The organism is Acidovorax sp. FW305-C-20-28 (assembly GCF_058783375.1).
In genome coordinates, this window is the sequence record NZ_JBYSYM010000023.1 from 77,203 (window position 1) to 100,991 (window position 23,789).

Sequence of the window (23,789 nt, forward strand, 5' to 3'; positions counted from 1 at the left end):
AGCGATGCGAGCGCCCGCGCATTATCATTCGGCCACTACGAACATGGCCACCACTAGCACGACCCCAACCCGCGTCAACCTGAGCGACAAGATCCGCGAAGCCCTGGAAGAAGAGATCATCTCCGGCAAGCTGTATGCCGGCTGCAGCATCGACGAGCAGGAGCTGATGGAGCGCTTCGACGTCTCGCGCACCCCGGCGCGCGAGGCCATCCAGCAACTGGCCACGGCCGGGCTGGTGGAGATGGTGCCGCGCCACGGTGCCGTGGTCGCCACGCTCTCGCTCACCGAGTACGTGGCCATGCTGGAGATGCTGACCGAGCTCGAAGGCCTGGCCGCACGCCTGTCGGCACGGCGCATGCCCGCCGCCCTGCGGCGGGACCTGCAGGCCTCCTTCCAGGCCTGCAAAGCCGCCGCTGCCAAGGACGACTCGGTGGCCTACGAAGAGGCCAACCGCTGGTTCCACCAAACCATCTACGACGGCAGCCTCAACGAGGTGCTGTCCCGCCAGTTGCGCCAGATGCGGCTGCGCATGCGGCACCCGCAGCGCTCGCTGTTCGACCGGCCCAACCGCGTGCGCAACTCGCTGGCCGAGCACCAGGACATCATGAAGGCCATTCTCGACGGCGATGAGGACGCGGCCGACCGCCACATGTGCCGGCATATCTCGAGCGGCGGCAATGTCTATGTGGACGCCGTGGCCCGGGGCGGCCTGCCCAGAAGCTGATCAGGCCAGTGGCTGCAGTTGCAGCCGGCTCTCGAACTGCCGGGGCTCGCCCGTGAGTGGATCGGTGAACGCCAGCGAGCGCGCCAGCAGCTGCAGCGGGCGCGAGTAGTCGCCCTCGGGCGGGTCGTTGACCACCGGGTAGAAGGCATCGTTGCGCAGCGGCAGGCCCAGCGCGGCCATGTGCACGCGCAGCTGGTGGCGCTTGCCGCTGACGGGCGAGAGCCGGTAGCGCGCCCATTCGCCGTGCACCTCCAGCACCTCCATGTGGGTATGGCTGTTGGGCGTGCCCGGCACCTCGTGCATGCGAAAGAACTGCGGGCTTTCTTCCATGCGGCTCGCATGCTCGCGCGGAAAGGCCAGGTCCGCGCGCCAGGGCGCTACGGCCTCGTAGTGCTTGGTGATGCTGCGGTCGCGGAACAGGCCCTGGTAAGCGCCGCGCGTGCGCTGCTGCACCGAGAACAGCACCAGCCCGGCGGTGTCGCGGTCGATGCGGTGCAGGGGCGACAGCTCGGGCAGGTTGAGGCGCCGCTTGAGGCGCACCAGCAGCGTGTGCTGCAGGTAGCGGCCCGAGGGGGTAACGGGCATGAAGTGCGGCTTGTCGGCCACCAAAAGATGCGCGTCCTGGTGGAGCACGGTTTCGGTGAACGGGATCTCGGGCTCGTCGGCCAGGTGGCGGTAGTAGTACAGGCGCAGCCCGGGCTCGAAAAGCCGGTCCGGCGCTACCGGCGCACCGCGCTCATCCAGCACATCGCCGGCCTGCATGCGGGCCAGCCAGCCGGCGCGGTCCACGGCGGGCAGGCGTTCGGCCAGAAAGTCGAGCATGCTGCCCTGCCCGTGGGTGGGCAGTACCACGCAACTCGGCCCCACGCCGTCGCGCATGGGCGGGGCGAAGGGGTGGTGGGCGTTGTGCATGGGGGGCGATTCTAGAGGCCCCCTGGGCTACAGCCGCCAGCCCTCCCAGGCCGTCCAGGCCGAGGCCAGCAACAGCAGCAGCCCGACGGCCCGCGCCGTCCACACGCTGGCCTGCGGGTTGCCCTGCAGGCTGCGCTGCGCCCGGACGGCGCCCAGCGCCACCAGGCCATAGACCCCCGCCTGGGTGGCCGCGATGATGAGCCCCATCACCACGGCCTGGGCCAAGATGGGACCATGCTCGGGCCGCAGGAACTGCGGGAACACGGCCAGCATGAAGACATAGGCCTTGGGGTTCATGAGGCAGGTGAGCACGGCCTTGCCGAAGGTGGCAGCCAGGGGGCGCTGGTGCGTATGCACCACAGCGCCATCGAAGGCCGAGCGGCTGCGCAGCAGCGCCACGCCCATCCAGGCCACATAGACCGCGCCCGCCAGCAGCAGCGCGTTGAAGGCGGCGGGAAACAGCTTGAGCACCACGCCCACGCCCAGTGCCCCCATGGCCGTATGGCAAGCCCCGCCGGCGACGATGCCGGCCACCGCCCCCAGGCCGGCGCGGCGCCCGCCCACGAGCGCGCTGGCCATGACGAAGGCCATGTCCAGGCCCGGCAGGGCCACCACGCCCAGCAGCAGCACGAAGAACAGCCACAGGTGCGCCGTGTGCTGCAGCGCCAGGGAGTCCATTGCCCATTCCATCATTCACCCTTTCATCCGGCCCCGGATGCGGGGCCGCCTGGAGGCAATGTAGGGATGAATCAGGACACAATCGGCCCTGATTCGGGTGCATGATGGCGCCATGACCTCCCCCACCACCCGCGTGCTCAGCGTGCTGGAACTGCTGCAGGCGCGCGGCGCCATGAGCGGCACCGAGCTGGCCCAGCGGCTGGAGGTGGATGGCCGCACGCTGCGCCGCTACATCCGCAAGCTCGAAGACCTGGGCATTCCGGTGGTGGCCGAGCGCGGGCGCTATGGCGCGTACCGGCTGATGCCGGGCTTCAAGCTGCCGCCCATGGTGTTCACCGACGACGAGGCCCTGGCCCTGTCGGTGGGCCTGCTGGCCGCGCGCCGCCTGGGTCTGGCCGAGGCGGCGCCGGCCGTGGAAAGCGCCCGCGCCAAGCTCGAACGCGTGATGCCCGAGCCCCTGCAGCGCCGCACCCGCGCCCTGGGCGACACGGTGCAGCTGGACCTGGCTCACCCCGATGCGCCGGCGGACAACCGGGCCCTGTTCACGCTGAGCGCGGCCGCCCATGCGCGCCAGCGCGTGCAGTTGGCCTACCGCACGCCGCAGGGCGATGCCAGCGAGCGCGCCTTCGACACCTATGGCCTGGCCTGGCGCGGCGGGCGCTGGTATGCCGTGGGGCATTGCCACCTGCGCGGCGGGCTGCGCTCGTTCCGGCTCGACCGGGTGCTGGGCGTACAGCCCCTGCCCGCATCGTTCGGCGTGCCCGAGGATTTCGATGCCGTGCGCCACCTGGCGCTGGGCGTGGCCTCGCTGCCGCGCGCCTTCAGCGTGCAGGTGCTGCTGCACACCGACCTGGCCACGGCGCGCGAGGAGTTGTTCGATGCCATCGGCATGTTTGCCCCGCAGCAAGGCGGCGGCGTGCTGCTGCACAGCCAGGTGGACGACCTTGGCTGGTATGCGCGGCAGCTGGCGCGGCTGTCCTTCGATTTCGAGGTGCTGCACCCGCCCGCGCTGCGCGATGCACTCGTCGAATGTGCCCAGGCCCTGCTGCGCAAGGCAGGGCCGGCCAGGGCCGCGCCAGGGCTGTAGGACAAGGGCGGCAGTTGGGTGCACGCAGGCCCTGCCGGGCAGGTTGCGGGCTAGCATGGCTGCAACCGCACGCAACAGCCCTCCGATGGGCGGCATGTGCACCGATCTTCGCGCTTCTGGATGACACCTGCCCCCATGCCCGCCACGCCCTCAACCGAACTGCCCAGCCCGCCGCCGCCATCGGCGGGTCCCCACCGTGCCCGGCGCAGGCCCCTGAGCCGCGCGGTGAAGTGGCTGTTGATCGTGCTGGGCCTGGTGGTCAGCCTGGTCATCCTGATCGGTGTGTTGCTGGCAATGATGGACCTGAACCGCTACAAGCCCTGGGTCAACGAGAAGGTCAGCGAGGCCACGGGCCGACGCTTCGCAATCGAGGGCGACCTGTCTGCCGCCTGGCGCTGGCCCCAGCCGCTGGAAGAAGGCTGGCGCCGCTGGGTGCCCGGGGTGACGGTGAAGGCCGACCGCTTGGTGATGGACAACCCCGCCGGGTTCGAGCCCCCGTTCAGCGGCGATGGCGAAAAGGAGGGCAAGGGCAGCAAAAAGCCCCAAGCGGCCACGGCCGCGCGGGCCGCGGCCAGTGCGGCATCAGTGGGGTCGGCCTCCACGCCACCAACCACCGCCACCCTGCCGGGCACGGCCACCATGGCCAGCATCGGCAGTGCCAGCGCCACCATCAGCCTGCTGCCGCTGCTCTCGCGCCATCTGGCCATCGACACCGTGGCCCTGACCGACCCCGAGGTGGCCCTGGCCCGCACCAAGGACGGGGCCAACAACTGGACCTTCAAGCCACGGGACGAAGACAAGCCCAAGAGCCCCTGGACATTCGACGTGGACCGGCTGGTGGTCAACCAGGGCCTGCTGGCCTACGCCGATGCAATGAAGGACGTGGACATGCAGGCCCAGGTCAACACCACGGAACCTATCGCCCCTTCGAAGCGCTCCAACGCCAAGGCGGCCAAGCCGGTCGTCCTGCCCGCCTCGGCGGCCGGATCCTCTGCCGAAGCCGCGGCTTCGCGCGATGCGACAGCCAGCAAGCGGGGCGACCGCAGCACTCCCGTGCCCTATGGCCTGAAGTTCAAGCTGCAAGGCCGCATCGCCAAGGCCAAGGTCGAGGGCAGCGGCCTGGCAGGCCAGGTGATCAGCCTGCGCGACAAGGTGGTCAACTACCCGATCAAGATCGATGCCACGGCGGGCAGCGCGGCCCTGTCGGCCGAGGGCATTCTGGCCAACCCGGCCTCGCTGTCGGGCATGGACTTCGACGTGATGCTCAAGGCCGACAGCATGGGCGACCTGTACGAGGCGACCGGCCTGGTGCTGCCCAATACGCCGCCCTTCGAGACGCGCGGCCACCTGACCGGCAGCCTGGAACCCGAGCGCGCGGTGTGGCGCTACAGCGACTTCCATGGCAAGGTGGGCCAGAGCGACCTGCATGGCGACCTGAAATACACCTCGGGCAAGCCGCGCTCCAGGCTCACGGGCAGCATGACCTCGAACCAGCTGCGCCTGGCCGACCTGGGGCCCTCGCTGGGCACCAACAAGAGCGACAACACCCACCGCGGCAAAAGCGATGGCAAGGGCGACGGCAAGGACAAGGGCAAGGTGCTGCCGGACGCTCCATTTGCGGCCCAGCGCTGGAATGCCATGGACATGGACATTTTGTTCAAGGGCAAGAACATCATCCGCCCCGAGAGCCTGCCGCTCGAAGACCTGAGCATGCGCGCCGTGATGGACAACGCGCAGCTCCGGCTGGCGCCGCTGACCTTCGGCGTGGCCGAGGGCAAGATCGAATCTGAAGTGGCCATCGACGGACGCGCACCGCCGCTCAAGGCGCGCATCCATGGCAAGGTGGAAGGCCTCAAGCTCTCGGCCCTGTTCCCCAAGGTGGAACTCATGAAGAAGAGCTTTGGCCGCATGGACGGCGCAGTGGCGCTGCAGAGCCAAGGCAACAGCGTGGCGGGCCTCTTGGGCAAGGGCACGGGCGAGGCGCGGCTGTACGTGCGCGAAGGCACGCTGAGCAAGCAGATGCTGGACCTGGCGGCCCTCAACGTGGGCAGCATCATTGTGGGCAAACTCTTTGGCGACACCAAGGAGGTGAACCTGCGCTGTGCTGTGGCCGACTTCACCGTGGTCGACGGCCTGGCGCAAAGCCGCGTGGTGAAGATGAGCACCGACGATGCGGTGATCGAGGCCACGGGCACCATCGACCTGGGCACCGAAGCCATGAACATGCGCATCAAACCCGAGTCGCTGGAGTGGAAGTTCTTCTCGCTGCGCACGCCACTGTATGTGAGGGGTACCTTCGGCAACCCCGATGTGGGCGTGGAGCCCGGCCCCCTGCTGCTGCGCGCGGGCGCTGCAGTGGTGGCCGCCGTGGCCGCCCCTGCCGCGCTGGCCCTGGTGCCCGTGACGGTGCCTGCCGCCGATGACGACACCTACTGTAAGCCGCTGCTGGACCTGGGCAAGGCGCCGGTGAAGCCCGGCGCCGCAGGTGCGGCGGGCACAGCGACCGAGCCTGCACGGCGCGCGGCCAGCAAGCCGGCCGCCGCGCGCTGAAAGGAAGGGGGGCAAGGGTGCGGGAATAATCGCACCCGTCGCCACTCTGAGTGCGCCCCCCGCGGCGCTTCTCTCCTGTCCATGAAGTTTCTCAAGTACCTGGGCCTCGCTGCCCTGGTGGTGCTGGCCCTTGGCCTGGCCATGCCGGAACGCATCCGCATCCCCGTGGCCGGGGCGAGCACGCGCGACTGGAATGCCCGCTCCTTCTGGTTCGAGCCCTGGGGCACGTCGGGCGTGCACAAGGGTATCGACATCTTCGGCAAGCTGGGCACGCCGGTGCTCAGCACCACCGACGGCATCGTGCTCTTCACGGGCGAGATCGCCAAAGGCGGCAAGGTAGTGCTGGTGCTCGGGCCGCGCTGGCGCATCCACTACTTTGCGCACCTGGACCGCATCACCACCCACGCGCTGGCGCCGGTGGCCTCGGGCAGCGCCATCGGCACGGTGGGCGCCAGCGGCAATGCGCAGGGCAAGCCGCCGCACCTGCACTATTCCATCGTGCGGCTGCTGCCCGCGCCATGGAAGATCGACGGGGCGACCCAAGGGGTCAAAAAGGCCTTCTTCATCGACCCCAGCGCCTACCTGCAAGAGCAGTGAAACTGCGACCTGCGCTCAGTGGAAGTCCCGGCTTCCGTCCAATGCCCCCGCCATGCGCCCGAGCAACGGCGTCAGGTCCTTGAAGCGCTGGGCCACCAGGTGGCGCACCACAAAGGCTTCCCCAGGACCAGCGGCTGCCCCCTTTTCCTCATCCTCGCCATGCCGGCTGCACTGCCATAAACCCTGCACGGCCAACAGGCGCGAGCGCAGAATGGCGTCGCGCCACTGCTCCACCATGGCCGGCCAGACGATGACATTGACGGGGCCGGTCTCGTCCTCCAGCGTGACGAACATGGTGCCCTTGGCAGAGCCGGGCCGCTGGCGCACGGTGACGATGCCGCAGGCACGCACCAGCCGGCCATCGGGCACGTTGCGCAACTGCAGCGCGGTGAGCAGGCGCCAGCGCTCAAGCCGGCCGCGCAGCAGTGCCAGCGGGTGGCGGCGCAGGGTGAGGCCGGTGGCCGCATAGTCGAACAGGATTTCCTCTCCCTCGGGCGCTTCGGGCAGTTGCAGAGGCGGCTCGTTCACCGGCACGTCGCGCAGCAGGATGGGGGCTGCATGCTGGGCAGACGCATCCCACATCTGCTGGCGGCGGTGGCCCGACAGGCGGGCCAGCGCATCGGCGGCGGCCAGTGCCTGCATGTCTTGCTGGTTCAGGCGCGCGCGCAGGGCCAGGTCTTCGGTGCTGGCAAACGGGCCTGCCTGCGCACGGGCCGCCACCAGACGCTCGGCCGCGCCCTGCTCCAGGCTGCCGACCAGGCGCAGGCCCAGGCGCACTGCGGGCTGGGGCATGGGCGGCACGGGCAGACCCTTGTCGGGCCGCAGCATCTCGGGCTTGCCTTCGAGCGTGCAGTCCACGTCGCTGCGGGTGACGTCGATAGGCAGCACGCGCACACCGTGGCGGCGGGCGTCCTGCACCAATTGGGAGGCGGTGTAAAAACCCATGGGGAGCGAATTGAGCAGCGCTGTGAGAAAGCAGGCCGGCTCGTGGCATTTGAGCCAGCTGCTGCTGTAGGCCAGCAGGGCAAAGCTGTAGGCATGGCTTTCGGGGAAACCGTATTCGCCGAAGCCCAGCATCTGCTGAAAAACACGCTCGGCGAATCCACGGTCATATTTGTTTTTCACCATGCCTTCGACCAGGCGCTCTTCAAAATGGTGCACGCCACCCGTGCGTTTCCAGGCTGCCATGGAGCGGCGCAGGGCATCGGCTTCCGCTGCAGAGAATTTGGCGGCGATCATTGCGATCTGCATCACCTGTTCCTGGAAGATCGGAATACCCAAGGTGCGCTTGAGCGCCTCTTCCAGTTCCTTCTTTTCAAGTACCAAAGGTTCGCCTTTGCGTTGCCGCTCGCGCGCCTGCAGATAAGGGTGCACCATGCCGCCCTGGATAGGCCCAGGCCGCACAATGGCGACCTCCACCACCAGGTCATAGAACTTGCGCGGCCTCAAGCGCGGCAGCATGCTCATCTGGGCACGGCTTTCGATCTGGAACACGCCTACGGTGTCGGCGGCGCAGATCATGTCGTAGGTGGCAGGGTCCTTGTCCGGAATCTGGGCAAGGGCCCAACGTTCTCCGCGCAACCCTGCACGCAGATCCAGGCACCGGCGCAAGGCGCTCAGCATGCCCAGGGCCAGAACGTCCACCTTCATCAGGTGCATTTCATCCAGGTCGTCCTTGTCCCACTGGATGATGGAGCGGTCCACCATGGCCGCGTTTTCCACCGGCACGATGCGCGTGAGCAGCCCCTGGGTAAGCACAAAGCCGCCCACATGCTGGCTCAGGTGGCGTGGAAAGCCCTTGAGCTGGGCCGACAGTTGCAGCCACAGTTCTGCCGTGTGCAGGCTGAGGGTCTCGCCCATGTCGTGCGCCATCTCTTGCAGGCGATGCGCCGCGAACTCCTCATCGAACCAGTGGTGGTCCTTGGCAAAAGCGTCCACCAATTGCGCAGGCACGCCCAACGCCTTGCCCACGTCGCGCAGCACGCTGCGGGTGCGGTAGGTGGTGACCACGGCGGCAATGGCGGCGCGGTTGCGGCCGTATTTGTCGTAGACGTACTGGATCACCTCCTCGCGCCGGTTGTGCTCGAAATCCACGTCGATGTCGGGCGGCTCTTTGCGCTCCTTGCTGATGAAACGCTCAAACAGCAGGTCGCTGCGTCGAGGGTCTACCGCAGTGATACCCAGGCAGTAGCAGACAGCCGAGTTGGCCGCAGAGCCCCGGCCCTGGCACAGGATGTCCTTGCTGCGCGCATGGCGCACGATGTCATGCACGGTGAGGAAGTACATCTCGTATTCGCAATCAGCGATGAGCGCAAGTTCACGCCTGATCTGCCTTTTCACCTTTCTGGGTATCTTTTTGCGATAGCGGCCTTGGGCCCCTCTCCAGGTCAACGCAGCCAGTCCCCGTGCAGGGGTCATCCCCTCAGGCACGGCCTCCAGCGGGTACTGGTACTTGATTTCATCAAGGCTGAAGGTGCAGCGCGCCGCGATCTCCAGCGTGGCCGCCAGCAGTTCTGGCGGGTAGATGCCGGCCAGGCGCACGCGCTGGCGCAAATGGCGCTCCGCATTGGGCTGCAGCGCAAAACCGCATTCGGCTACGGTGCAGCCCTGGCGCACAGCCGTGATCACGTCCTGCAGCGGTTTGTGCGAGCGCACGTGCATATGCACATCGCCCGCAGCCACAAGGGGCACTGCCGTCTGAAGCGATACCTGCTGCAGCGTGGCAAGCCACAGGTCGTCATCGGGTCCAAGTAGCAGCTCCACCCCCAGCCAGAAACGCTGGCCGAATTGGGCTTGCGCCTCTTGCACGCAAGCCAGCAACGCGCTGGTGTCCATGGCGTGCTGAACGCTGCGGTCCGGCATGAGCAGCAGTTCGCAGTCCTGCAGTTGGGCCACATCGGACAAGGGCCCCAGCTCGTAAGTGCCTTTGGGGGCGGTACGGCGTGCAGCGCTGATGAACTCGCACAGATTGCCCCAGCCCTCGACATTGCGCGGCAATGCAACCAGCCGGAAGCCGGGGTAGGCGAACTCGCTGCCCGGTATGAACTGCAGGCCCAGTTCCTTGGCCGGACCATGTGCTCTCACCACGCCGGCCACTGAGCACTCATCGGTGAGCGCCAGGGCACGATAGCCCAACTTGGCCGCACGCGCCACCAGGTCCTGGGGCTGCGATGCCCCGCGCTGAAAGCTGAAGTTGGAGATGCAGTGCAGCTCGGCATAGTCCGGCAGCGCCAGCGATGGGGTGGGTATGACCGACGCGCGATCAGGAATGGTGTGGGTCATTGCACGGACCTCTCACGCGTACAGGCCCTGCAGGAACCAGCGGTCCCGGGACGCTCCGGCAGGCGCATGCGCCAAGCGTTCACGAAAGATCCAGACACGGCCGGCCCCAGGGCTCAGGGCCACGAAATAATCGCGCTGTACCAGGCCACTGCGCTCGCCGATCCCGTTCTCGTCGGCCTTTGGCGTACCCCCCTCCTCCCACCAGGCCGCATCGAACCGGTGCGGCCCGGCCAGCAGGCCCAACTGCCCCTGGTAGCACGGCCGGTGGCCCTGCATGGCCAGGCGCTGCGGGGTGCGCAGCAGCCAGGTGGGCCACAGCACGGCCTCGGGCGCATGCTCGCCCTGCGGCACCTTCGATGCGGGCACCGGGCCCGCACCGGCCATGGGCTGCCAGCGCTGCATGCATTCGGGCCGGTGGTCCGCCAGCAAGGTGACGGACTGCACGGCATCCGCTCCCAGGCGGGCCGACAGGCGCTCGACCAGCTGGTGCCAGGCCTCGCCCTCCTGGTCTCCGGCGGCCGACGATCCGTCGGGCGGCAGCAGGTGGGCGCTGGCATGTGGCAGGGGCGCGGTCTCCAGCGCACGCAACGTGATCTGGTTGGCGGGCGCGGCCAGGGGCGTGCGCGCCAGGTTCTCGGCCAGCAGGCGGCGCAGGTGGGCCAGTTCGTGCGTGGGCTTGGCCGTGCGCACAGGCAGCGCATGCCAGGGCGCGATGGCCACGCCATCCACCCGGCGCAGGTCGTGGCGCCAGGCCAACTCCAGCGCCAGCACGCCCTGCTGGCGCGCCTGCAGCCAGGCCTGCAGGGCCGACAGCAGGCGGCTGGCCGACCACAGCAGCGCATCGGCCGAGGTGGCCAGCGCGGGCAGCTCGGCCGTCAGCTCGAAGCGCTCGGGCAGCTCCACCCAGGTGTGGTTGTGCGCGATGTGGCCGTAGGCCCGGTCCAGCGCCAGCAGCACGGCCGCGCCCAGGCGCCGGGCCACGCCATCGCGCGGCAGCGCGCGCAAGGCCCCCCAGGTGCGGCAGCCCATGCGCGCCAGGCTGGGCAGGTGCGGGTGCAGCGCCGTCAGCGTGTGCAGCGGCAGGCCATCGGGCAGGTGCCGGGGCACGGGCTGGCCCGCCAGGCGCAGGCGCAGCAGGGCCAGGGCCTGCAGCGAGGTGGGGGCTTGGGCAAAGGGGGTGGGCTGCGCACCGGGAGCGCCTGGTTCGCCTGACTCGGGTGACGATGCCGCCGCCTCCAACGGCCACGCAGGGCCGCGTAACTGCAGTTGCGCCAGCAGGGCCTCACGGCCGCCCCACAGGCGCTCGGTGGCAGACACTTCGAGCAGCAAGGCCTCGTTCTCCAGCCGCGCTACGCGCGGCGTGAACTGCAGCGCCCACCAATGCTCGTGTGGGGCCTGCGGCAAAGGCTGGCGCTGGCCGGCAGCCAGCGCCGGCAGGGCCACACCTGGGCCAGCGGCGCCATCAATGGGGGTGGGAGGCAATGGCCATGCGATCCAGTGCATGCAGCACACCTCCTGCAGGCAGGCGATCCAGCCAGGCCGCCCCTGGCAGCACCACGGCAGGCCGCGCTGGCTGTTGCGGCTGCGGCGATGGCAGTGCACGCCGCCCCTGGCCGCGCGCTGCCGATGCGGCCAGTACCCGGGCCAGCGCCGGGTTGCTGGCCGGCAGCACCAGGGGCTGCTCCATGGGCGGCCCACGGCGCTTGAGCACCTGCACCTGCAGCTCGGCGCCGCCCGATGCGGACACGGTCTCGACCCACAGCCGCAGCGGCGCAGGCGATGCCTGCTGGCGCACCTTGGCCGGGCGGAACACCCACAGCAACTGCCCCATCTGCGCGGCCGCCAGCTGCAGCCGCCGCAGCGACTCGGGCGCGGCCTGCGGCAGCCAGGCCAGCACCGCCTGCACATCGCGGCAGCGCAGGGCCTGCTCGGCCGCCCAGAGCGCCTGTGCTGCAGACGGGGCCTGCACGCGGCACAGCCGCGCTGCATCCAGCCCGCCCGCGCGCAAGGCGGGCGCAAAGGGCTCATGGGGCGGTGCCACCAGCACCACGGCCCCCGGCCGTGCGGCCGTGGCCTGGGCCAGGGCTGGCAGCACCAGTTGCCACACATGCAGGCCCGTAGCCGGCTGGAGCACTTCCGTCATGGCCCCCAGGGGCCAGCCCCCGCCGGGCAACTGCGCATCGAGGCCGGCATGCCCCGTGGCCTGCACCCGTGCTGCGGCGGATGTGCCCAACTGGTCGGCCAGCCACACCCCTGCCAGCCGGGGCGGGGCACCAGCGGGCACGGAACGGAGGGGGACGGCGGACATGAGCGAGGCAACCCGGGATGGACATGCACAGGGTCAGACACAAAGGTGCGGCTTGCGCACCCCACCCCGGGGCGTCCAGCGCAGCAGGGCTAGGGGGGCGATGAAATACTGTATTTTCATACAGTTATCGTACCCCTATTCCGCTGCCCGCAGCTGCTTTTCAGAGCATTCCTGCGGGGCATTGGCTGCCACGCCCAAAAAGGGGCGCCGTTGGCCATGGCCAAAAGAAAAGGCCTGCGCAGTGGAGGCCCTGAAATGACAAAAGGCCTGCAGAATTGCTTCTGCAGGCCTTGCCAATAATGGTCGGAGCGGCGGGATTCGAACTCGCGACCCTCTGCTCCCAAAGCAGATGCGCTACCAGGCTGCGCTACGCTCCGACAGCTCGTATTCTAACCCGGGAAATTTCGGGTTCTGGCCAAATGCGCGCTTTTTTTGATTTTTTTGCAGCGACTGCACCGGACCAGGGTTCCATCGGCAGTGCTGTCCTGCATCCAGGGGCGATGCAGACTGCGCGACGGGGCAAACTCAACCAACTCTCTTTCTACGACAACACTGCGCAGCGCCGGGCCAGCGATCTGCGCGGGCAGCAAGCACATGTGCTGCGGCCCGATGGCATGCCCGCCTTCAGCGGCTGGTCGGGCCTGGGCCGCGGCCGGCCAGGTGGCGGAAGGTGATGCGGCCCTTGGTCAGGTCGTAGGGCGACATTTCCAGCGAGACCTTGTCGCCCGCCAGGATGCGGATGTGGTGCTTGCGCATCTTGCCGCCGGTGTAGGCAATCAGCTGGTGACCGTTGTCCAGCGTCACGCGAAAGCGCGAGTCAGGCAACACTTCGGTCACGGAGCCTTGCATTTCAATCAGTTCTTCTTTGGCCATGTTCTCTTGTCTTTTCAAAAATCAAAAAATCTGGTGATCGGCGCCTGAACGCTGGGGCATCCACCACGGCCGATGCAGCGTGGTCGGGCTCGACACACGGTGCGTTGCGGGCGGTGGGAGTCGCTGCACCCGGGGCGCAGATCAGGCAGAGGGCCGGGGAGACGGCTTCAATGGACAGGCAGAGCGCTGTGCAGAGCCTGTCGATTGTACCGCGATGTACCCGCCCTTGCCTATGGCGCAGGCGCCGCAGTGTCGCGGCGCGGCACCAGGGGGCCGTCAGGCCGCGGGATCACGGCCCTGCACGGCCACTTCCAGCGTGCGCACCAGGTCGGTCTGGGTGATGATGCCCACCAGGTGCCCGCCCTCGTCGACGATGGGGATGTGGTGGTGCCCGCCCTGCGAGAACAGCGGCACCAGGTCCATGGCGTGCTGGGCCACGCGCGCCACCTGCACAGGGTGCGACATGATCTCGCCCACGCGGGACGGCTGGCCGCCGCGGCCCTTGACGAGGGCGCGCAGGCGCTGGCCCAGGCCTTCGTGCAGGTCGAGGTTGGCCAGGCGCATGAAGTCGGCCACCGTGACGATACCCACCACCTGCCGATCCGCATCCACCACGGGCAGGGCCTTGATCTTCTCCAGGCGCATCAAGGTCCACGCCTCCTTGAGCGACACCCCCTGCTCCACCGCCATGGCCGGCCGGGACATGATGTCCACGCAGCGCACATCGCCCAGCGTGCGTTGGAAGGCGGCACGGCCTGCCAGCTCCAGCAGGCCCTCCAGGTCGGCGCGGCTCACGTCCAGCACCTGGTTGTAGTGCGCCAGCGCGGCATCCACGTCCGATGCCGCAAACGCCCCCTTGGCCACGGCCGTGCGCGCCGGCGACTGCTGCGGGTGCGGGTAGCGGCGCCCGGTCAGGCTGTTGTAGACCACCCCTGCCAGCAGCAGCACCAGCACGTTGAAGAGGACCGGAAACACCGCCAGGTGCAGGCCATCGCTGGCCGTCAGCACCACGTACAACGCCATGGAACCGCCGGGCGGGTGCAGACAGCGCAGCGGCACCATGAGTGCAATGGCCAGGCCTACGGCCAGCGCGCCCGCCACGGCCGGGTCGGGCACCAGCGCCGCACACCCGGCCCCCACCAGGGCCGACAGGGTGCTGCCGCCCAGCACCGGCCAGGGCTGGGCCAGCGGGCTCGAGGGCATGCCGAACACCAGCACGGCGCTGGCGCCCAGCGCGCCCAGCATCCAGGGCCCGTGGGCATGGCCTGTGCCCACCCACCAGCGGCTGAGCACTGCCGTCAGGAAGATGCCCAGCACCGCCCCCACGATGAAGCGCAGATGCTCGCGGCCATCGATGCCCAGCGGGGCCGGCCAGAAGTGGCGCAGCCAGCGCACGATGCGCACGCGCGCCGGCAAGCGGGGCACTGGGGCCCGCAGGGCCGGGGATGGGGTTGGATCGGACTCCGGTGCAGGAGCAGAAGGCTGGGATGGCTGGGGCGATGGGGCAGACATGGGACGGAACATTCGCACACGGGCAGGCGCGGCCCCTGCCGCACAGGACGCCGAACACATGCCATGCTGCATGCAGCCCGCCATTTTGCCGGGGACTGGCCTGCCATGCACCAAGCGGGTGCAAGCCAGCCATGGCACGATGGGCAAGAAGCAGTCCGCCCTATGCTCGAAACTACCTAGCTCCCGGGGGTAAACAGCCACCCAAGGCTGCAAAAACATGATCTATACTGCATGTACACCGATGTTAATGCAGTTTACTTCACCTATTTTTGAGCACCATCCGTGCCATGAAACAGGGCTCTCGCGGTGTCGGAAGGACCTCTGCATGCCAGCGCCGGTACGGGTAAGCCATAGGTTTTCACCACAGGGGCTTGGAGTTAAATTACTTTAAGCCTAAACAAAGGAGACACTCCCCATGACCACTCGCCGCCTTGTCATCAGCCGCAGCGCAGCCCTTGTCGGCGCCGCCTCCACGGGCCTGCTGCTGCCCTCCATCGTGCGGGCCCAGAGCGGCAAGGTACGCGTGGGCTTCATGCTGCCTTATACGGGCACCTTTGCCCAGTTGGGCGTGGCCATCGAGAACGGTGTGCGCATGGCCATCGACCAGCAGGGCGGCAAGCTCGGCGGGCGCGAGATCGAGTGGTTCAAGGTGGACGATGAGTCCGAACCCAGCAAGGGCGTGGAAAACGCCAGCAAGCTGGTGCAGCGCGACAAGGTGGACGTGCTGATCGGCACCGTGCACTCGGGCGTGCAGATGGGCATCCAGAAGGTGGCGCGCGACACCGGTGTGCTCAACCTGATTCCCAATGCCGGCGTGCATGCCGCCACGCGCGCGCTGTGCGCCCCCAACGTGTTCCGCACCTCGTTCAGCAACTCCCAGCCCACGCTGGCGCTGGGCAAGGCCATGGTCGAGAAGGGCCACAAGAAGGCCGTCTGGATCACCTGGAAGTACGCGGCCGGCGACGAAGCCTTCGAAGGCTTCAAGCAAAGCTACACGGCCGCGGGCGGCACCATCGTCAAGGAACTGGGCCTGCCCTTCCCGAACGTCGAGTTCCAGGCACTGCTGACCGAGATCGCGGCGCTCAAGCCCGATGCCGTGGCCTGCTTCTTCGCCGGTGGCGGCGCGGCCAAGTTCATCAAGGACTATGCGGCCGCCGGCCTCAAGGACAAGATCCCGCTGTACGGCTCGGGCTTCCTGACCGAAGGCGTGCTGGACGCTGCCGGCCCGGCGGCCGACGGCATCATCACCACCATGCACTACAGCGACTCGCTGGAGACGCCGCGCAACAAGCAGTTCCGCCTGGAATACGCCAAGACCTTCCGCAGCCAGCCCGACGTGTATGCCGTGCAGGGCTACGACACCGGCCTGCTGCTGGTGCAGGGCGCCAATGCCGTCAAGGGCGACATGGCCGCCAAGCCCGCGCTGTACAAGGCGCTGGAGAGCGCCGTGATCGACAGCCCGCGCGGCAAGTGGACCATGAGCAAGGCCCACAACCCCGTGCAGGACATCTACCTGCGCGTGGTCGAGAACAAGGAAAACAAGGTGGTCGGCGTGGCGGCGAAAGCCCTGTCCGACAGCGGAGCAGGCTGCCGCATGGCGTAACGCGCCGGTGGCCGCTGGCGGCAGGCACCTGCCTGCGCCGCCTTGGCCCTGCGGGATTTGACACAATGGAATTGCCTGCCGGCATGGCAGGCCAGTCCTTCGTGCGCCCGGACTTTGCGGCCACCCTCTGGATTCATCCCTCCATGACCCTCAGTACCTACCTGCTCTACCTGGCCGCCGTGGCCCTGCTCGTGCTCTCGCCCGGCCCGACCATGCTGATGTGCATGACCACCTCGCTGCAGCACGGCCCGCGCAAGGCCATGGCCGCCGCCGCGGGCAGCGTCAGCGCGGTGCTGGGCACCATGCTGCTGTCGGCCCTGGGGCTGGGTGCGCTGCTGGCTGCGTCCGAGACCGCGTTCTGGATCCTCAAGGCCGCAGGCGCGGCCTACCTGATCTGGCTGGGCATCAAGACCTTCCGCAGCCAGGGCACCGTGTTCGACCAGATGCCCGAGGGCGCCACGGCGGCGCCCGCCGTACCCGCCCACCGGCTGTTCGTGCAGGGGCTGATCGTGGGCGGCAGCAACCCCAAGGCCATCCTGTTCTTCACGGCCTTCTTCCCGCAGTTCCTGAACCCTGCGCTCTCCTTTGCGCCGCAGTTCGCCGTACTGGCCGCGACCTTCGTGGCCTTCGAATTCACGGTGCTCACGCTGTGCGCCCTGGGCGTGGCCCGGCTGGCCCCGGCCCTGCGCGCAGGCAACCGCATGCGCTGGTTCAACCGCATCTCGGGCGGGCTGTTCACCCTGATGGGCTCGCTGCTGCTGGTCACGCGCCGGGCGGCCTGAAACCCACCATCGCCATTCTTTGCACGCCACCATGGACTTCGCCACCTTTTTGATCCAGTTGCTCAACGGCGTGCAGTACGGCCTGTTGCTGTTCATGCTGGCGGCCGGCCTCACGCTGATCTTCGGGATCATGGGCGTGGTGAACCTGGCGCACGGCAGCTTCTACATGCTGGGCGCCTACCTGGCGTATTCGCTCTCGGGGCACTTCGGCAGCCTCACTCTGGCCATCCTGGGCGGGGCGGTGCTGGCCGTGGCCTTCGGCCTGGCGCTCGAATGGCTGCTGTTTCGCCACTTCTACCACCGCGACCACCTGGACCAGGTGCTGCTGACCTTCGGGCTGATCTACATCTTCGAGGAACTGCGCTCCATCCTCTGGGGCGACGACGTGCACGGCGTGGCCATCCCCAAGCTGCTGGACTGGTCCATCCCGCTCACCGACACCCTGTCCTACCCGGTCTACCGCCTGTTCATCTCGGGCGTGTGCATCGTGCTGGCGGTGGCGCTGTACCTGCTGATCTCCAAGACCCGGCTGGGCATGAAGATCCGCGCGGGCGCCTTCAACCGCGACATGGCCGAGTCGCTGGGCGTGAACATCAAGCTCATCCACGCCATCGTGTTCGCGCTGGGCGTGGGCCTGGCGGCCATGGCCGGCATGGTGGCCGCGCCGGTCTCCAGTGTCTACCCCAACATGGGCTCCTCGGTGCTCATCATGTGCTTCGTGGTGGTGGTCATCGGCGGCATCGGCTCGGTGCGCGGGGCCCTCATCGCGGCACTGCTGGTGGGCCTGGTGGACACCTTCGGCAAGGTGCTGCTGCCCTCCGTGGCCGGCATGCTGGTCTACATGCTGATGGCCGCCGTGCTGCTGTGGAAACCCGAAGGCCTGTTCAAACAATGATGACGACCCATCCAATGAAGCGATTCGCGGCATCCCTGTGGAAGGGAAATGCAGCATGAGCGCACCCCGTACCAATATGGAGGTGCTGCCGCGCAGCGTGCAGTTCGTCCTCGTGCTCGGCCTGGTGGCCCTGCTGGCCTTTCCCTTCGTGGGCAGCGATTTCTATGTGCAGATGGTCACGCGCATGATGATCATGGCCATCTTCGCGATGAGCCTGGACCTGCTGCAGGGCGTGACCGGCCTGGTTTCGCTGGGCCATGCGGCCTACTTCGGCGTGGCCGGCTATGCGCTGGCCTTCCTCACCCCGGCCGATGCACCCGTGAGCCTGTGGTGGACGCTGCCAGTCGCCGTGGCGGGCTCAGCCCTGGTGGCGCTGGTCATCGGCTTCTTCGTGGTGCGCACGCACGGCATCTACTTCATCATGGTCACCATGGCGTTCGCGCAGATGCTGTTCTACCTGTTCTTCGACAACAAGGTGCTGGGCGGATCGGACGGCATCTACATCAACTTCCGCCCCGATACCTCGGTCTTCGGCTGGCTGCCGTTCGACCTGGAAGGGCGCCGCACCTTCTACTACTTCACGCTGGCCATGGTGGTGCTGGTCTATGCGGGGCTGCGCCGCCTGCTGTGGAGCCCCCTGGGCCGGGCCCTGTCGGGCATCCGCGTCAACGAGCACCGCATGCGCGCCATGGGCTTTTCCACCTTCGGCTACAAGCTCACGGCCTTCACGGTGGCCGGCGCCCTGGCAGGGCTGGCGGGCTACCTGTGGGGTGCGCAGACGGGCTACGTGAACCCCGAGCTCATGGGCTTTCACATGAGCGCGCACGCCATCATGATGGTCATCCTGGGCGGCATGGGCAATTTCGCGGGTGCCATCGTCGGTGCCTTCGCGTTCGAGTACCTGCTGCATGTGTTCAAGGACATCACCAAGCACTGGCAGCTGCTCATGGGCAGCTTCATCGTGCTGGTGGTGCTGGTGGCGCCGCGCGGCCTGCTGGGCCTGCTGGTGCGCCTGCGCGCCGCCAAGGGAGGTGTTAACCATGGCTGATACCCCCCACGAAGTCCTGCTGTCGGCCCGCAAGATCACCAAGCGCTTCGGCGGCCTGGCCGCCGTCAACGGCGTCTCGGTGGACCTGTGGCGCGGCCGCATCCACGCGGTGATCGGGCCCAACGGCGCGGGCAAGTCCACGCTGACCAACCTGCTCTCGGGCGACCTGCCGCCCTCCGATGGCGCGATCCACCTGGGCAGCACCGACGTGACGGGCTGGGCGTCCGAGCGCATCTCGCGCCAGGGCCTGGGCCGCAGCTACCAGAAGACCAATATCTTCCTGCCCTTCAGCGTGCACGAGAACGTGCGCCTAGCCGCCCAGTCGCGCGATGCGCAGCAGCCCTGGAACCCGCTGCGCTGGTGGGGCGACACGCGCCGCACCGGCGCGCACAACCTGGCCAGCAGCGAGCGCGTGGACCGGGCCATCGAACTGGCGGGCCTGCAGGCGCGGCGCGATGCCATCGCCGGCACCATGAGCCATGGCGAGCAACGCCAGCTCGAGATCGCCATGACCCTGGCGACCGAGCCCCAGGTGCTGCTGCTCGACGAGCCCCTGGCCGGCATGGGCGTGGCCGAAGCCGAGCGCATGGTGCAGCTCTTGCTGCGCATCAAGCCTGGCCACGCGATGATGCTGGTGGAGCACGACATGGACGCCGTGTTCGCGCTGGCCGACCACCTGACGGTGATGGTCAACGGCGAGGCCATCGCCAGCGGCACACCGCCCGAAGTGCGCGCCGACGCGAAAGTGCAATCGGCCTACCTCGGCGAGGAACACTGACATGGCACAGCAGCAGCACCCTCCCCTCATCGAGGCCCGCGGCCTCAACACCTTCTACGGCGCCAGCCACATCCTGCACGGCGTGGACTTCACCGTGGGCCGGGCCGAGACCATCGGCCTCATGGGCCGCAACGGCATGGGCAAGAGCACGCTGCTCAAGTCCGTGATGGGCCTCGTGAAGCCGCGCTCGGGCAGCGTGAGCGTGGCCGGGCGCGAAACCACGGGCCGCCCGCCCTACGAAGTGGCGCGCCTGGGCATCGCCTACGTGCCCGAGGGGCGCGGCATCTTCGGCAACCTGAGCGTGGTCGAGAACCTGCAGATGGCCGCACGCGCCGGCACGCGCGGCCAGCGCGACTGGACCTACGAGCGGGTGCTGGAGACCTTCCCACGCCTCAAGGAACGCCTGGGCCACGGCGGCCAGCAACTGAGTGGCGGCGAGCAGCAGATGCTGACCATCGGCCGTGCGCTGATGACGAATCCCGACGTGCTCATCCTCGACGAGGCGACCGAGGGCCTGGCCCCGCTGATCGCGCGCGAGATCTGGCGCATCTGCAGCCTCATCAAGGCCAGCGGCATCAGCAGCGTGATCGTGGACAAGAACTGGAAGCACGTCACACAGATCACCGACCGCAACGTCATCCTCGTCAAGGGCCAGGTGGTGTTCGAAGGCAGCTCGCAGACCTTGCAGAACCAGCCCGAACTGCTGGAGCAGTACCTGGGCGTGTAAGAACGTTCCAGGCACCCACGATCCCGCGGGAAATCGTGAACAGTTTCTCGCCCCAGGCGGCCGCATCCACCGCCTGGCGCCAGGATGGGCCGGCCTTGCCTTAGCATGCGGCCACCATGCCCCCTGCCCTCGCCATCTTCCTCTTTATTCTCGCCGCACTGTTGCTGCTCAACACCTGGGCCACACGGCGTGTACTGCGCAGCGCGGAGTTCGGCAACCGCAAGGCCCTGATGGTGATGGGCATCTGGATCCTGCCCTTTCTGGGGGCCTTCATGGCGCGCTACCAGTTCGCACCGCCGGTGGACTCCGCCCCCGAGCCAGACTCCCTGCCCGACCACGGCGGCGAGCAGCCCCCCGCGCCCGAGGTACTGCGCATCGCGGGCCTGGCCCCCTTCGAGGTGCAGGACCACCTGAGTGCCCCCGCCGACCTGCCGCGCATGGACTGGCAGGCACTCGCCGAATGGGCCGGCCAGGCCGAGAGCCCCGAGACGACCACCGAGGCCATCGAACAAGGGCGCCGCGCCTGGCTGCTGCACCTGCGCGATGCCATCGGCCCGCACATGCACCTGCACGAGGGCCAGAACGTGTCCATCCTCTCGCCGCTGGAGCCATCGGTCGTGCAGGCCATGGCCGGCTATGTGGGCAAGACGCGCCAGCGCATCGCCCACGTGCTCGACGGCGTGGCGCGCTTTCACCCCGGCGAGAAAAGCGTGCTGCTGGTGCTGGAGAGCGAAGAGCTCTACTACCACTACGTGGGCCAGTTCTACCCCGACGGCGGCGAGTTCGCCTTCAGCGGCGGCATGTTCATCCACGATGGCTGCCCGCATTTCGTGGTAGTGCAGGCCGACCTGTCTGCCATCGAGCCCGTGATCGCGCACGAGCTCACGCACAGCGCGCTGTCGTACCTGCGCCTGCCCACCTGGCTCGACGAAGGCCTGGCCGTGAACACCGAGCACCGCATCGCCGGTGCCGGGCGCCCCGCCCAATCCGCCCAGGCCATGCACCAGCGCCACCAGGCGTTCTGGAATGCCGAGCGCATGCAGGAGTTCTGGTCGGGCGACTCGTTCCAGCGCACGGACGAGGGCAACCAGCTGTCCTACGACCTGGCCCGCATCGCTGTGGCGCAGCTGGCGCGCGACTGGCCCGCCTTCAGCCGCTTTGCCACCAGCGCCCACCGCAGCGATGCCGGCGCCGAGGCGGCCTCCAACGCCCTGGGCATCGACCTGGGTGCCTATGTCGGCACGCTGGTGCAGTCCTCCGAGGACTGGACACCCCGCCCCGCCACCTGGCGCATGCAGCCCGAAGCACCACAACAAGCTACCCACCTACAGGTTTCAGGGGTCCGCCATCAGTAGAATGGCCCGCACCCTTTTCGCAGGATCCTCCACCCGTGTCTGACCGCCTTGCCGTTCTCCCCCAGTACCTGATGCCCAAGCAGGCGATGACCACCCTTGCGGGCAAATTCGCCTCGGCCCAGCTCGGAGGGCTGACCACGTCGGTGATCCGCGGCTTCGTGTCCCACTACAAGGTGAACATGGCGGAGGCGGCCAATCCGGACATCGCGGCCTATGCCTCGTTCAACGACTTCTTCACCCGGGCCCTGCAGCCCGGCGCCCGCCCGCTGGCCGAGGCCGACCTGGTCTGCCCCGTGGACGGCGCCATCAGCCAGTTCGGCCCGATCGAGAAGGACCAGATCTTCCAGGCCAAGGGCCACTCCTACTCGACCACGGCGCTGGTGGGTGGCGATTCGACCCTGGCCGCGCGCTTCGATGACGGCTACTTCGCCACCATCTACCTGAGCCCGCGCGACTACCACCGCATCCACATGCCGTGCGCGGGCCAGCTCACGCGCATGGTGCACGTGCCGGGCGATCTGTTCTCGGTGAACCCGACCACGGCGCGCGGCGTGCCCGGCCTGTTCGCGCGCAATGAGCGCGTGGTGTGCTTCTTCGATTCGGCCAAGGGCCCCTTCGTGCTGGTGCTGGTGGGTGCCACCATCGTGGGCAGCATGGCCACGGTGTGGCATGGCCAGGTGAACCCGCCGCGCACCGGCGTGCTGCGCCATTGGGACTACGCACCCGGCCAGGTGTCGCTGCAAAAGGGCGAGGAGATGGGCCGCTTCCTGCTCGGCTCCACCGTAGTGTTGCTGTTCCCCAAGGGCCCGTTCCAATTCAACACCGAATGGGCGCCCGCGCGCCCCGTGCGCCTGGGCGAGACCATGGCGCAGTACCAGGCGGCTTGAGCCAGCCCAGCGCGGCCGGCCCGCGTCAGCTGCGGTCGGGCACCCGCGTGAGGTGAAAGGCCGTGGGCGCCACCGTGAGCGTGTCGGGGTGCACCGGGGATTCATGCCCCACCAGGTAGACCATCAGGGCATTGCGGCGCACGACCACATGGCTGACGGTCTCGCGGCTCCCCCCCAGGTGCACGAAGGCACCCGGTTTGAACAGGGGCATGTAGTAGTAGGCCGCAGTTTCCATGGGGAATGCGGCTCCTTCCGCACGGGTGGCCAAGGTGGCGCACCCTGCTGCCCCGCAGGGCGGCGTGGACCCATACTAGCACCGATGAAGGCGCGCCGCGGCCCGCAAGGCCCTGCGGGCCCAACCTTTCAGGCCTTGGCCCGCGCCCGGGCAAACGCCAGCGCCGCCTCCAGCAGACGCTCCAGGTGCGGCTGCACACCGGCCGCCACCTCGGGCAGGTAGTCGAACGGCAGCGCTTCCTGCATGTAGCTGCACTGCGTCATCTCCAGCTGCACGGCATGCAAGTTCTGCGCAGGCTGGCCGTAGTGGCGCGTGATGTGCCCGCCCTTGAAGCGGCCGTTGAGCACCGCGGTGTAGCCCGGCGCGGCCTGCGCAATCGCCAGCAGTTGCTGCGCGAGCGCCGGGTCGCAGCTCTCGCCGTTGGCCGTGCCCAGGTTCAGGTCGGGCAGCTTGCCTTCGAAGAAGCGCGGCAGCACCGAGCGGATCGAATGCGCATCCCACAGCACGGCCACGCCATGGGCGGCGCGGATGCGGTCGAGTTCGGTGCGCAGCTGGGCGTGGTAAGGCGCCCAGATGGCATCGCGGCGCGCCGCCACCTCGGTGTCGTCGGGCCCATCGCCGCGCGTGTAGATCGGTGTGTCATCGAAGGTGTCCACGGGGCACAGGCCGGTCACGCTCTGGCCGGGGTAGAGGCTGGCGCCGTCGGGCGGGCGGTTCAGGTCCACCACATAGCGCGAATGCGTCGCTGCGAGGATGGAAGCGCCCATGCCCTTGGCAAAGTCGTACAGGCGCTCCAGGTGCCAGTCGGTATCGGGCACCTGACGGCACTCGTCGGTGAAACGCGCGGCGATGGCCGGCGGCACATACGTGCCGACATGGGGCATGGACACCAGCAGCGGCGCAGTGCCCTGGTGGAAGGTGAAGGCGGGTTGGGTGGTGATGCTCATGGCGTGGCT

21 protein-coding genes and 1 tRNA gene are annotated in these 23,789 nt (G+C 68.3%); 12 read left to right on the top strand and 10 right to left on the bottom strand.

What is annotated here, in order from left to right; translation table 11 throughout:
- The first annotated feature begins 43 nt into the window (after positions 1 to 43).
- Positions 44 to 724 (top strand): GntR family transcriptional regulator, encoded by a 681-nt coding sequence (locus AC3WOH_RS23810; protein WP_492231806.1) that lies wholly within the window; start codon positions 44 to 46, stop codon positions 722 to 724.
- Here the strand turns inward: AC3WOH_RS23810 and AC3WOH_RS23815 are convergent, their stop codons facing one another.
- Both AC3WOH_RS23815 and AC3WOH_RS23820 read right to left on the bottom strand, forming a co-directional pair.
- Positions 725 to 1,636 (bottom strand): pseudouridine synthase, encoded by a 912-nt coding sequence (locus tag AC3WOH_RS23815; protein WP_492231807.1) that lies wholly within the window; start codon positions 1,634 to 1,636, stop codon positions 725 to 727.
- 27 nt (positions 1,637 to 1,663) lie between these two features.
- Positions 1,664 to 2,314, bottom strand: coding sequence for a LysE family translocator (locus AC3WOH_RS23820; protein ID WP_492231808.1), 651 nt, complete (start codon positions 2,312 to 2,314; stop codon positions 1,664 to 1,666).
- A 112-nt stretch (positions 2,315 to 2,426) separates the two neighbouring features.
- Here AC3WOH_RS23820 and AC3WOH_RS23825 point away from each other — a divergent pair, with 112 nt between their 5' ends.
- The 3 genes from AC3WOH_RS23825 (at position 2,427) to AC3WOH_RS23835 (ending at position 6,548) form a co-directional block, all read left to right on the top strand.
- On the top strand, positions 2,427 to 3,401 hold the full coding sequence (locus AC3WOH_RS23825; RefSeq protein ID WP_492231809.1) for a helix-turn-helix transcriptional regulator: 975 nt from the start codon (positions 2,427 to 2,429) through the stop codon (positions 3,399 to 3,401).
- A 135-nt stretch (positions 3,402 to 3,536) separates the two neighbouring features.
- Positions 3,537 to 5,951 carry an AsmA family protein gene (locus AC3WOH_RS23830; protein WP_492231810.1) on the top strand — a complete coding sequence of 805 codons (2,415 nt, stop codon included), beginning with the start codon at positions 3,537 to 3,539 and terminating at the stop codon, positions 5,949 to 5,951.
- Between the two features lie 81 nt (positions 5,952 to 6,032).
- A complete protein-coding gene (locus tag AC3WOH_RS23835; RefSeq protein WP_492231811.1) occupies positions 6,033 to 6,548 on the top strand; it encodes a M23 family metallopeptidase in 516 nt (171 codons plus the stop codon).
- A gap of 15 nt (positions 6,549 to 6,563) precedes the next feature.
- Here the strand turns inward: AC3WOH_RS23835 and AC3WOH_RS23840 are convergent, their stop codons facing one another.
- From AC3WOH_RS23840 to AC3WOH_RS23865, 6 genes are all read right to left on the bottom strand, one after another.
- Complete coding sequence (locus AC3WOH_RS23840; protein WP_492231812.1) at positions 6,564 to 9,830, bottom strand: error-prone DNA polymerase; 3,267 nt, start codon at positions 9,828 to 9,830, stop codon at positions 6,564 to 6,566.
- Between the two features lie 12 nt (positions 9,831 to 9,842).
- Entirely contained in the window at positions 9,843 to 11,333 is a 1,491-nt protein-coding gene (locus tag AC3WOH_RS23845; protein WP_492231813.1) for a Y-family DNA polymerase, read from the bottom strand.
- The gene (imuA, locus tag AC3WOH_RS23850) at positions 11,293 to 12,138 is read right to left on the bottom strand and encodes a translesion DNA synthesis-associated protein ImuA (RefSeq protein WP_492231814.1); all 846 of its coding nucleotides are present in this window, start codon (positions 12,136 to 12,138) and stop codon (positions 11,293 to 11,295) included. Before imuA ends, AC3WOH_RS23845 begins: the two co-directional genes overlap by 41 nt.
- 300 nt (positions 12,139 to 12,438) lie before the next feature.
- Positions 12,439 to 12,515: transfer RNA gene (locus AC3WOH_RS23855), tRNA-Pro, on the bottom strand.
- A gap of 247 nt (positions 12,516 to 12,762) precedes the next feature.
- Positions 12,763 to 13,011, bottom strand: a complete 249-nt coding sequence (infA, locus tag AC3WOH_RS23860) for a translation initiation factor IF-1 (RefSeq protein ID WP_184863794.1) — start codon at positions 13,009 to 13,011, stop codon at positions 12,763 to 12,765.
- Between the two features lie 276 nt (positions 13,012 to 13,287).
- Entirely contained in the window at positions 13,288 to 14,523 is a 1,236-nt protein-coding gene (locus AC3WOH_RS23865) for an HPP family protein (protein WP_492231815.1), read from the bottom strand.
- Positions 14,524 to 14,938: 415 nt separating this feature from the next.
- Here AC3WOH_RS23865 and AC3WOH_RS23870 point away from each other — a divergent pair, with 415 nt between their 5' ends.
- From AC3WOH_RS23870 to asd, 8 genes are all read left to right on the top strand, one after another.
- Entirely contained in the window at positions 14,939 to 16,126 is a 1,188-nt protein-coding gene (locus AC3WOH_RS23870) for an ABC transporter substrate-binding protein (RefSeq protein WP_184863798.1), read from the top strand.
- A gap of 65 nt (positions 16,127 to 16,191) precedes the next feature.
- Entirely contained in the window at positions 16,192 to 16,908 is a 717-nt protein-coding gene (locus tag AC3WOH_RS23875; protein ID WP_492231816.1) for a LysE family translocator, read from the top strand.
- A 31-nt stretch (positions 16,909 to 16,939) separates the two neighbouring features.
- Positions 16,940 to 17,803: a branched-chain amino acid ABC transporter permease gene (locus AC3WOH_RS23880; RefSeq protein WP_184863802.1), complete on the top strand. Its 864-nt coding sequence runs from the start codon at positions 16,940 to 16,942 to the stop codon at positions 17,801 to 17,803.
- 55 nt (positions 17,804 to 17,858) lie between these two features.
- Complete coding sequence (locus AC3WOH_RS23885; RefSeq protein WP_492231817.1) at positions 17,859 to 18,851, top strand: branched-chain amino acid ABC transporter permease; 993 nt, start codon at positions 17,859 to 17,861, stop codon at positions 18,849 to 18,851.
- Positions 18,844 to 19,629, top strand: coding sequence for an ABC transporter ATP-binding protein (locus AC3WOH_RS23890; protein ID WP_492231818.1), 786 nt, complete (start codon positions 18,844 to 18,846; stop codon positions 19,627 to 19,629). The genes AC3WOH_RS23885 and AC3WOH_RS23890 overlap by 8 nt, the downstream gene beginning before the upstream one ends.
- 1 nt (position 19,630) lies before the next feature.
- Entirely contained in the window at positions 19,631 to 20,356 is a 726-nt protein-coding gene (locus tag AC3WOH_RS23895) for an ABC transporter ATP-binding protein (RefSeq protein WP_492231819.1), read from the top strand.
- A gap of 116 nt (positions 20,357 to 20,472) precedes the next feature.
- The gene (locus AC3WOH_RS23900) at positions 20,473 to 21,711 is read left to right on the top strand and encodes a hypothetical protein (RefSeq protein ID WP_492231820.1); all 1,239 of its coding nucleotides are present in this window, start codon (positions 20,473 to 20,475) and stop codon (positions 21,709 to 21,711) included.
- Between the two features lie 35 nt (positions 21,712 to 21,746).
- Positions 21,747 to 22,598 (top strand): archaetidylserine decarboxylase, encoded by an 852-nt coding sequence (asd, locus tag AC3WOH_RS23905; protein WP_492231821.1) that lies wholly within the window; start codon positions 21,747 to 21,749, stop codon positions 22,596 to 22,598.
- A gap of 25 nt (positions 22,599 to 22,623) precedes the next feature.
- Here asd and AC3WOH_RS23910 read toward each other — a convergent pair whose 3' ends face one another.
- Together AC3WOH_RS23910 and hutG are read right to left on the bottom strand one after the other, a co-directional pair.
- Positions 22,624 to 22,833 (bottom strand): hypothetical protein, encoded by a 210-nt coding sequence (locus AC3WOH_RS23910; protein WP_492231822.1) that lies wholly within the window; start codon positions 22,831 to 22,833, stop codon positions 22,624 to 22,626.
- Between the two features lie 128 nt (positions 22,834 to 22,961).
- Positions 22,962 to 23,780, bottom strand: a complete 819-nt coding sequence (hutG, locus tag AC3WOH_RS23915) for an N-formylglutamate deformylase (protein WP_492231823.1) — start codon at positions 23,778 to 23,780, stop codon at positions 22,962 to 22,964.
- Positions 23,781 to 23,789 lie beyond the last annotated feature (9 nt).

Excerpts from the sequence above, each read along its gene's own strand:
- AC3WOH_RS23810 (WP_492231806.1), top strand. The coding sequence starts at position 44 with ATGGCCACCACTAGCACGACCCCAACCCGCGTCAACCTGAGCGACAAG.
- AC3WOH_RS23815 (WP_492231807.1), bottom strand. The coding sequence starts at position 1,636 with ATGCACAACGCCCACCACCCCTTCGCCCCGCCCATGCGCGACGGCGTG.
- AC3WOH_RS23820 (WP_492231808.1), bottom strand. The coding sequence starts at position 2,314 with ATGGACTCCCTGGCGCTGCAGCACACGGCGCACCTGTGGCTGTTCTTC.
- AC3WOH_RS23825 (WP_492231809.1), top strand. The coding sequence starts at position 2,427 with ATGACCTCCCCCACCACCCGCGTGCTCAGCGTGCTGGAACTGCTGCAG.
- AC3WOH_RS23830 (WP_492231810.1), top strand. The coding sequence starts at position 3,537 with ATGCCCGCCACGCCCTCAACCGAACTGCCCAGCCCGCCGCCGCCATCG.
- AC3WOH_RS23835 (WP_492231811.1), top strand. The coding sequence starts at position 6,033 with ATGAAGTTTCTCAAGTACCTGGGCCTCGCTGCCCTGGTGGTGCTGGCC.
- AC3WOH_RS23840 (WP_492231812.1), bottom strand. The coding sequence starts at position 9,830 with ATGACCCACACCATTCCTGATCGCGCGTCGGTCATACCCACCCCATCG.
- AC3WOH_RS23845 (WP_492231813.1), bottom strand. The coding sequence starts at position 11,333 with ATGCACTGGATCGCATGGCCATTGCCTCCCACCCCCATTGATGGCGCC.
- imuA (WP_492231814.1), bottom strand. The coding sequence starts at position 12,138 with ATGTCCGCCGTCCCCCTCCGTTCCGTGCCCGCTGGTGCCCCGCCCCGG.
- infA (WP_184863794.1), bottom strand. The coding sequence starts at position 13,011 with ATGGCCAAAGAAGAACTGATTGAAATGCAAGGCTCCGTGACCGAAGTG.
- AC3WOH_RS23865 (WP_492231815.1), bottom strand. The coding sequence starts at position 14,523 with ATGTCTGCCCCATCGCCCCAGCCATCCCAGCCTTCTGCTCCTGCACCG.
- AC3WOH_RS23870 (WP_184863798.1), top strand. The coding sequence starts at position 14,939 with ATGACCACTCGCCGCCTTGTCATCAGCCGCAGCGCAGCCCTTGTCGGC.
- AC3WOH_RS23875 (WP_492231816.1), top strand. The coding sequence starts at position 16,192 with ATGGAATTGCCTGCCGGCATGGCAGGCCAGTCCTTCGTGCGCCCGGAC.
- AC3WOH_RS23880 (WP_184863802.1), top strand. The coding sequence starts at position 16,940 with ATGGACTTCGCCACCTTTTTGATCCAGTTGCTCAACGGCGTGCAGTAC.
- AC3WOH_RS23885 (WP_492231817.1), top strand. The coding sequence starts at position 17,859 with ATGAGCGCACCCCGTACCAATATGGAGGTGCTGCCGCGCAGCGTGCAG.
- AC3WOH_RS23890 (WP_492231818.1), top strand. The coding sequence starts at position 18,844 with ATGGCTGATACCCCCCACGAAGTCCTGCTGTCGGCCCGCAAGATCACC.
- AC3WOH_RS23895 (WP_492231819.1), top strand. The coding sequence starts at position 19,631 with ATGGCACAGCAGCAGCACCCTCCCCTCATCGAGGCCCGCGGCCTCAAC.
- AC3WOH_RS23900 (WP_492231820.1), top strand. The coding sequence starts at position 20,473 with ATGCCCCCTGCCCTCGCCATCTTCCTCTTTATTCTCGCCGCACTGTTG.
- AC3WOH_RS23910 (WP_492231822.1), bottom strand. The coding sequence starts at position 22,833 with ATGGAAACTGCGGCCTACTACTACATGCCCCTGTTCAAACCGGGTGCC.
- hutG (WP_492231823.1), bottom strand. The coding sequence starts at position 23,780 with ATGAGCATCACCACCCAACCCGCCTTCACCTTCCACCAGGGCACTGCG.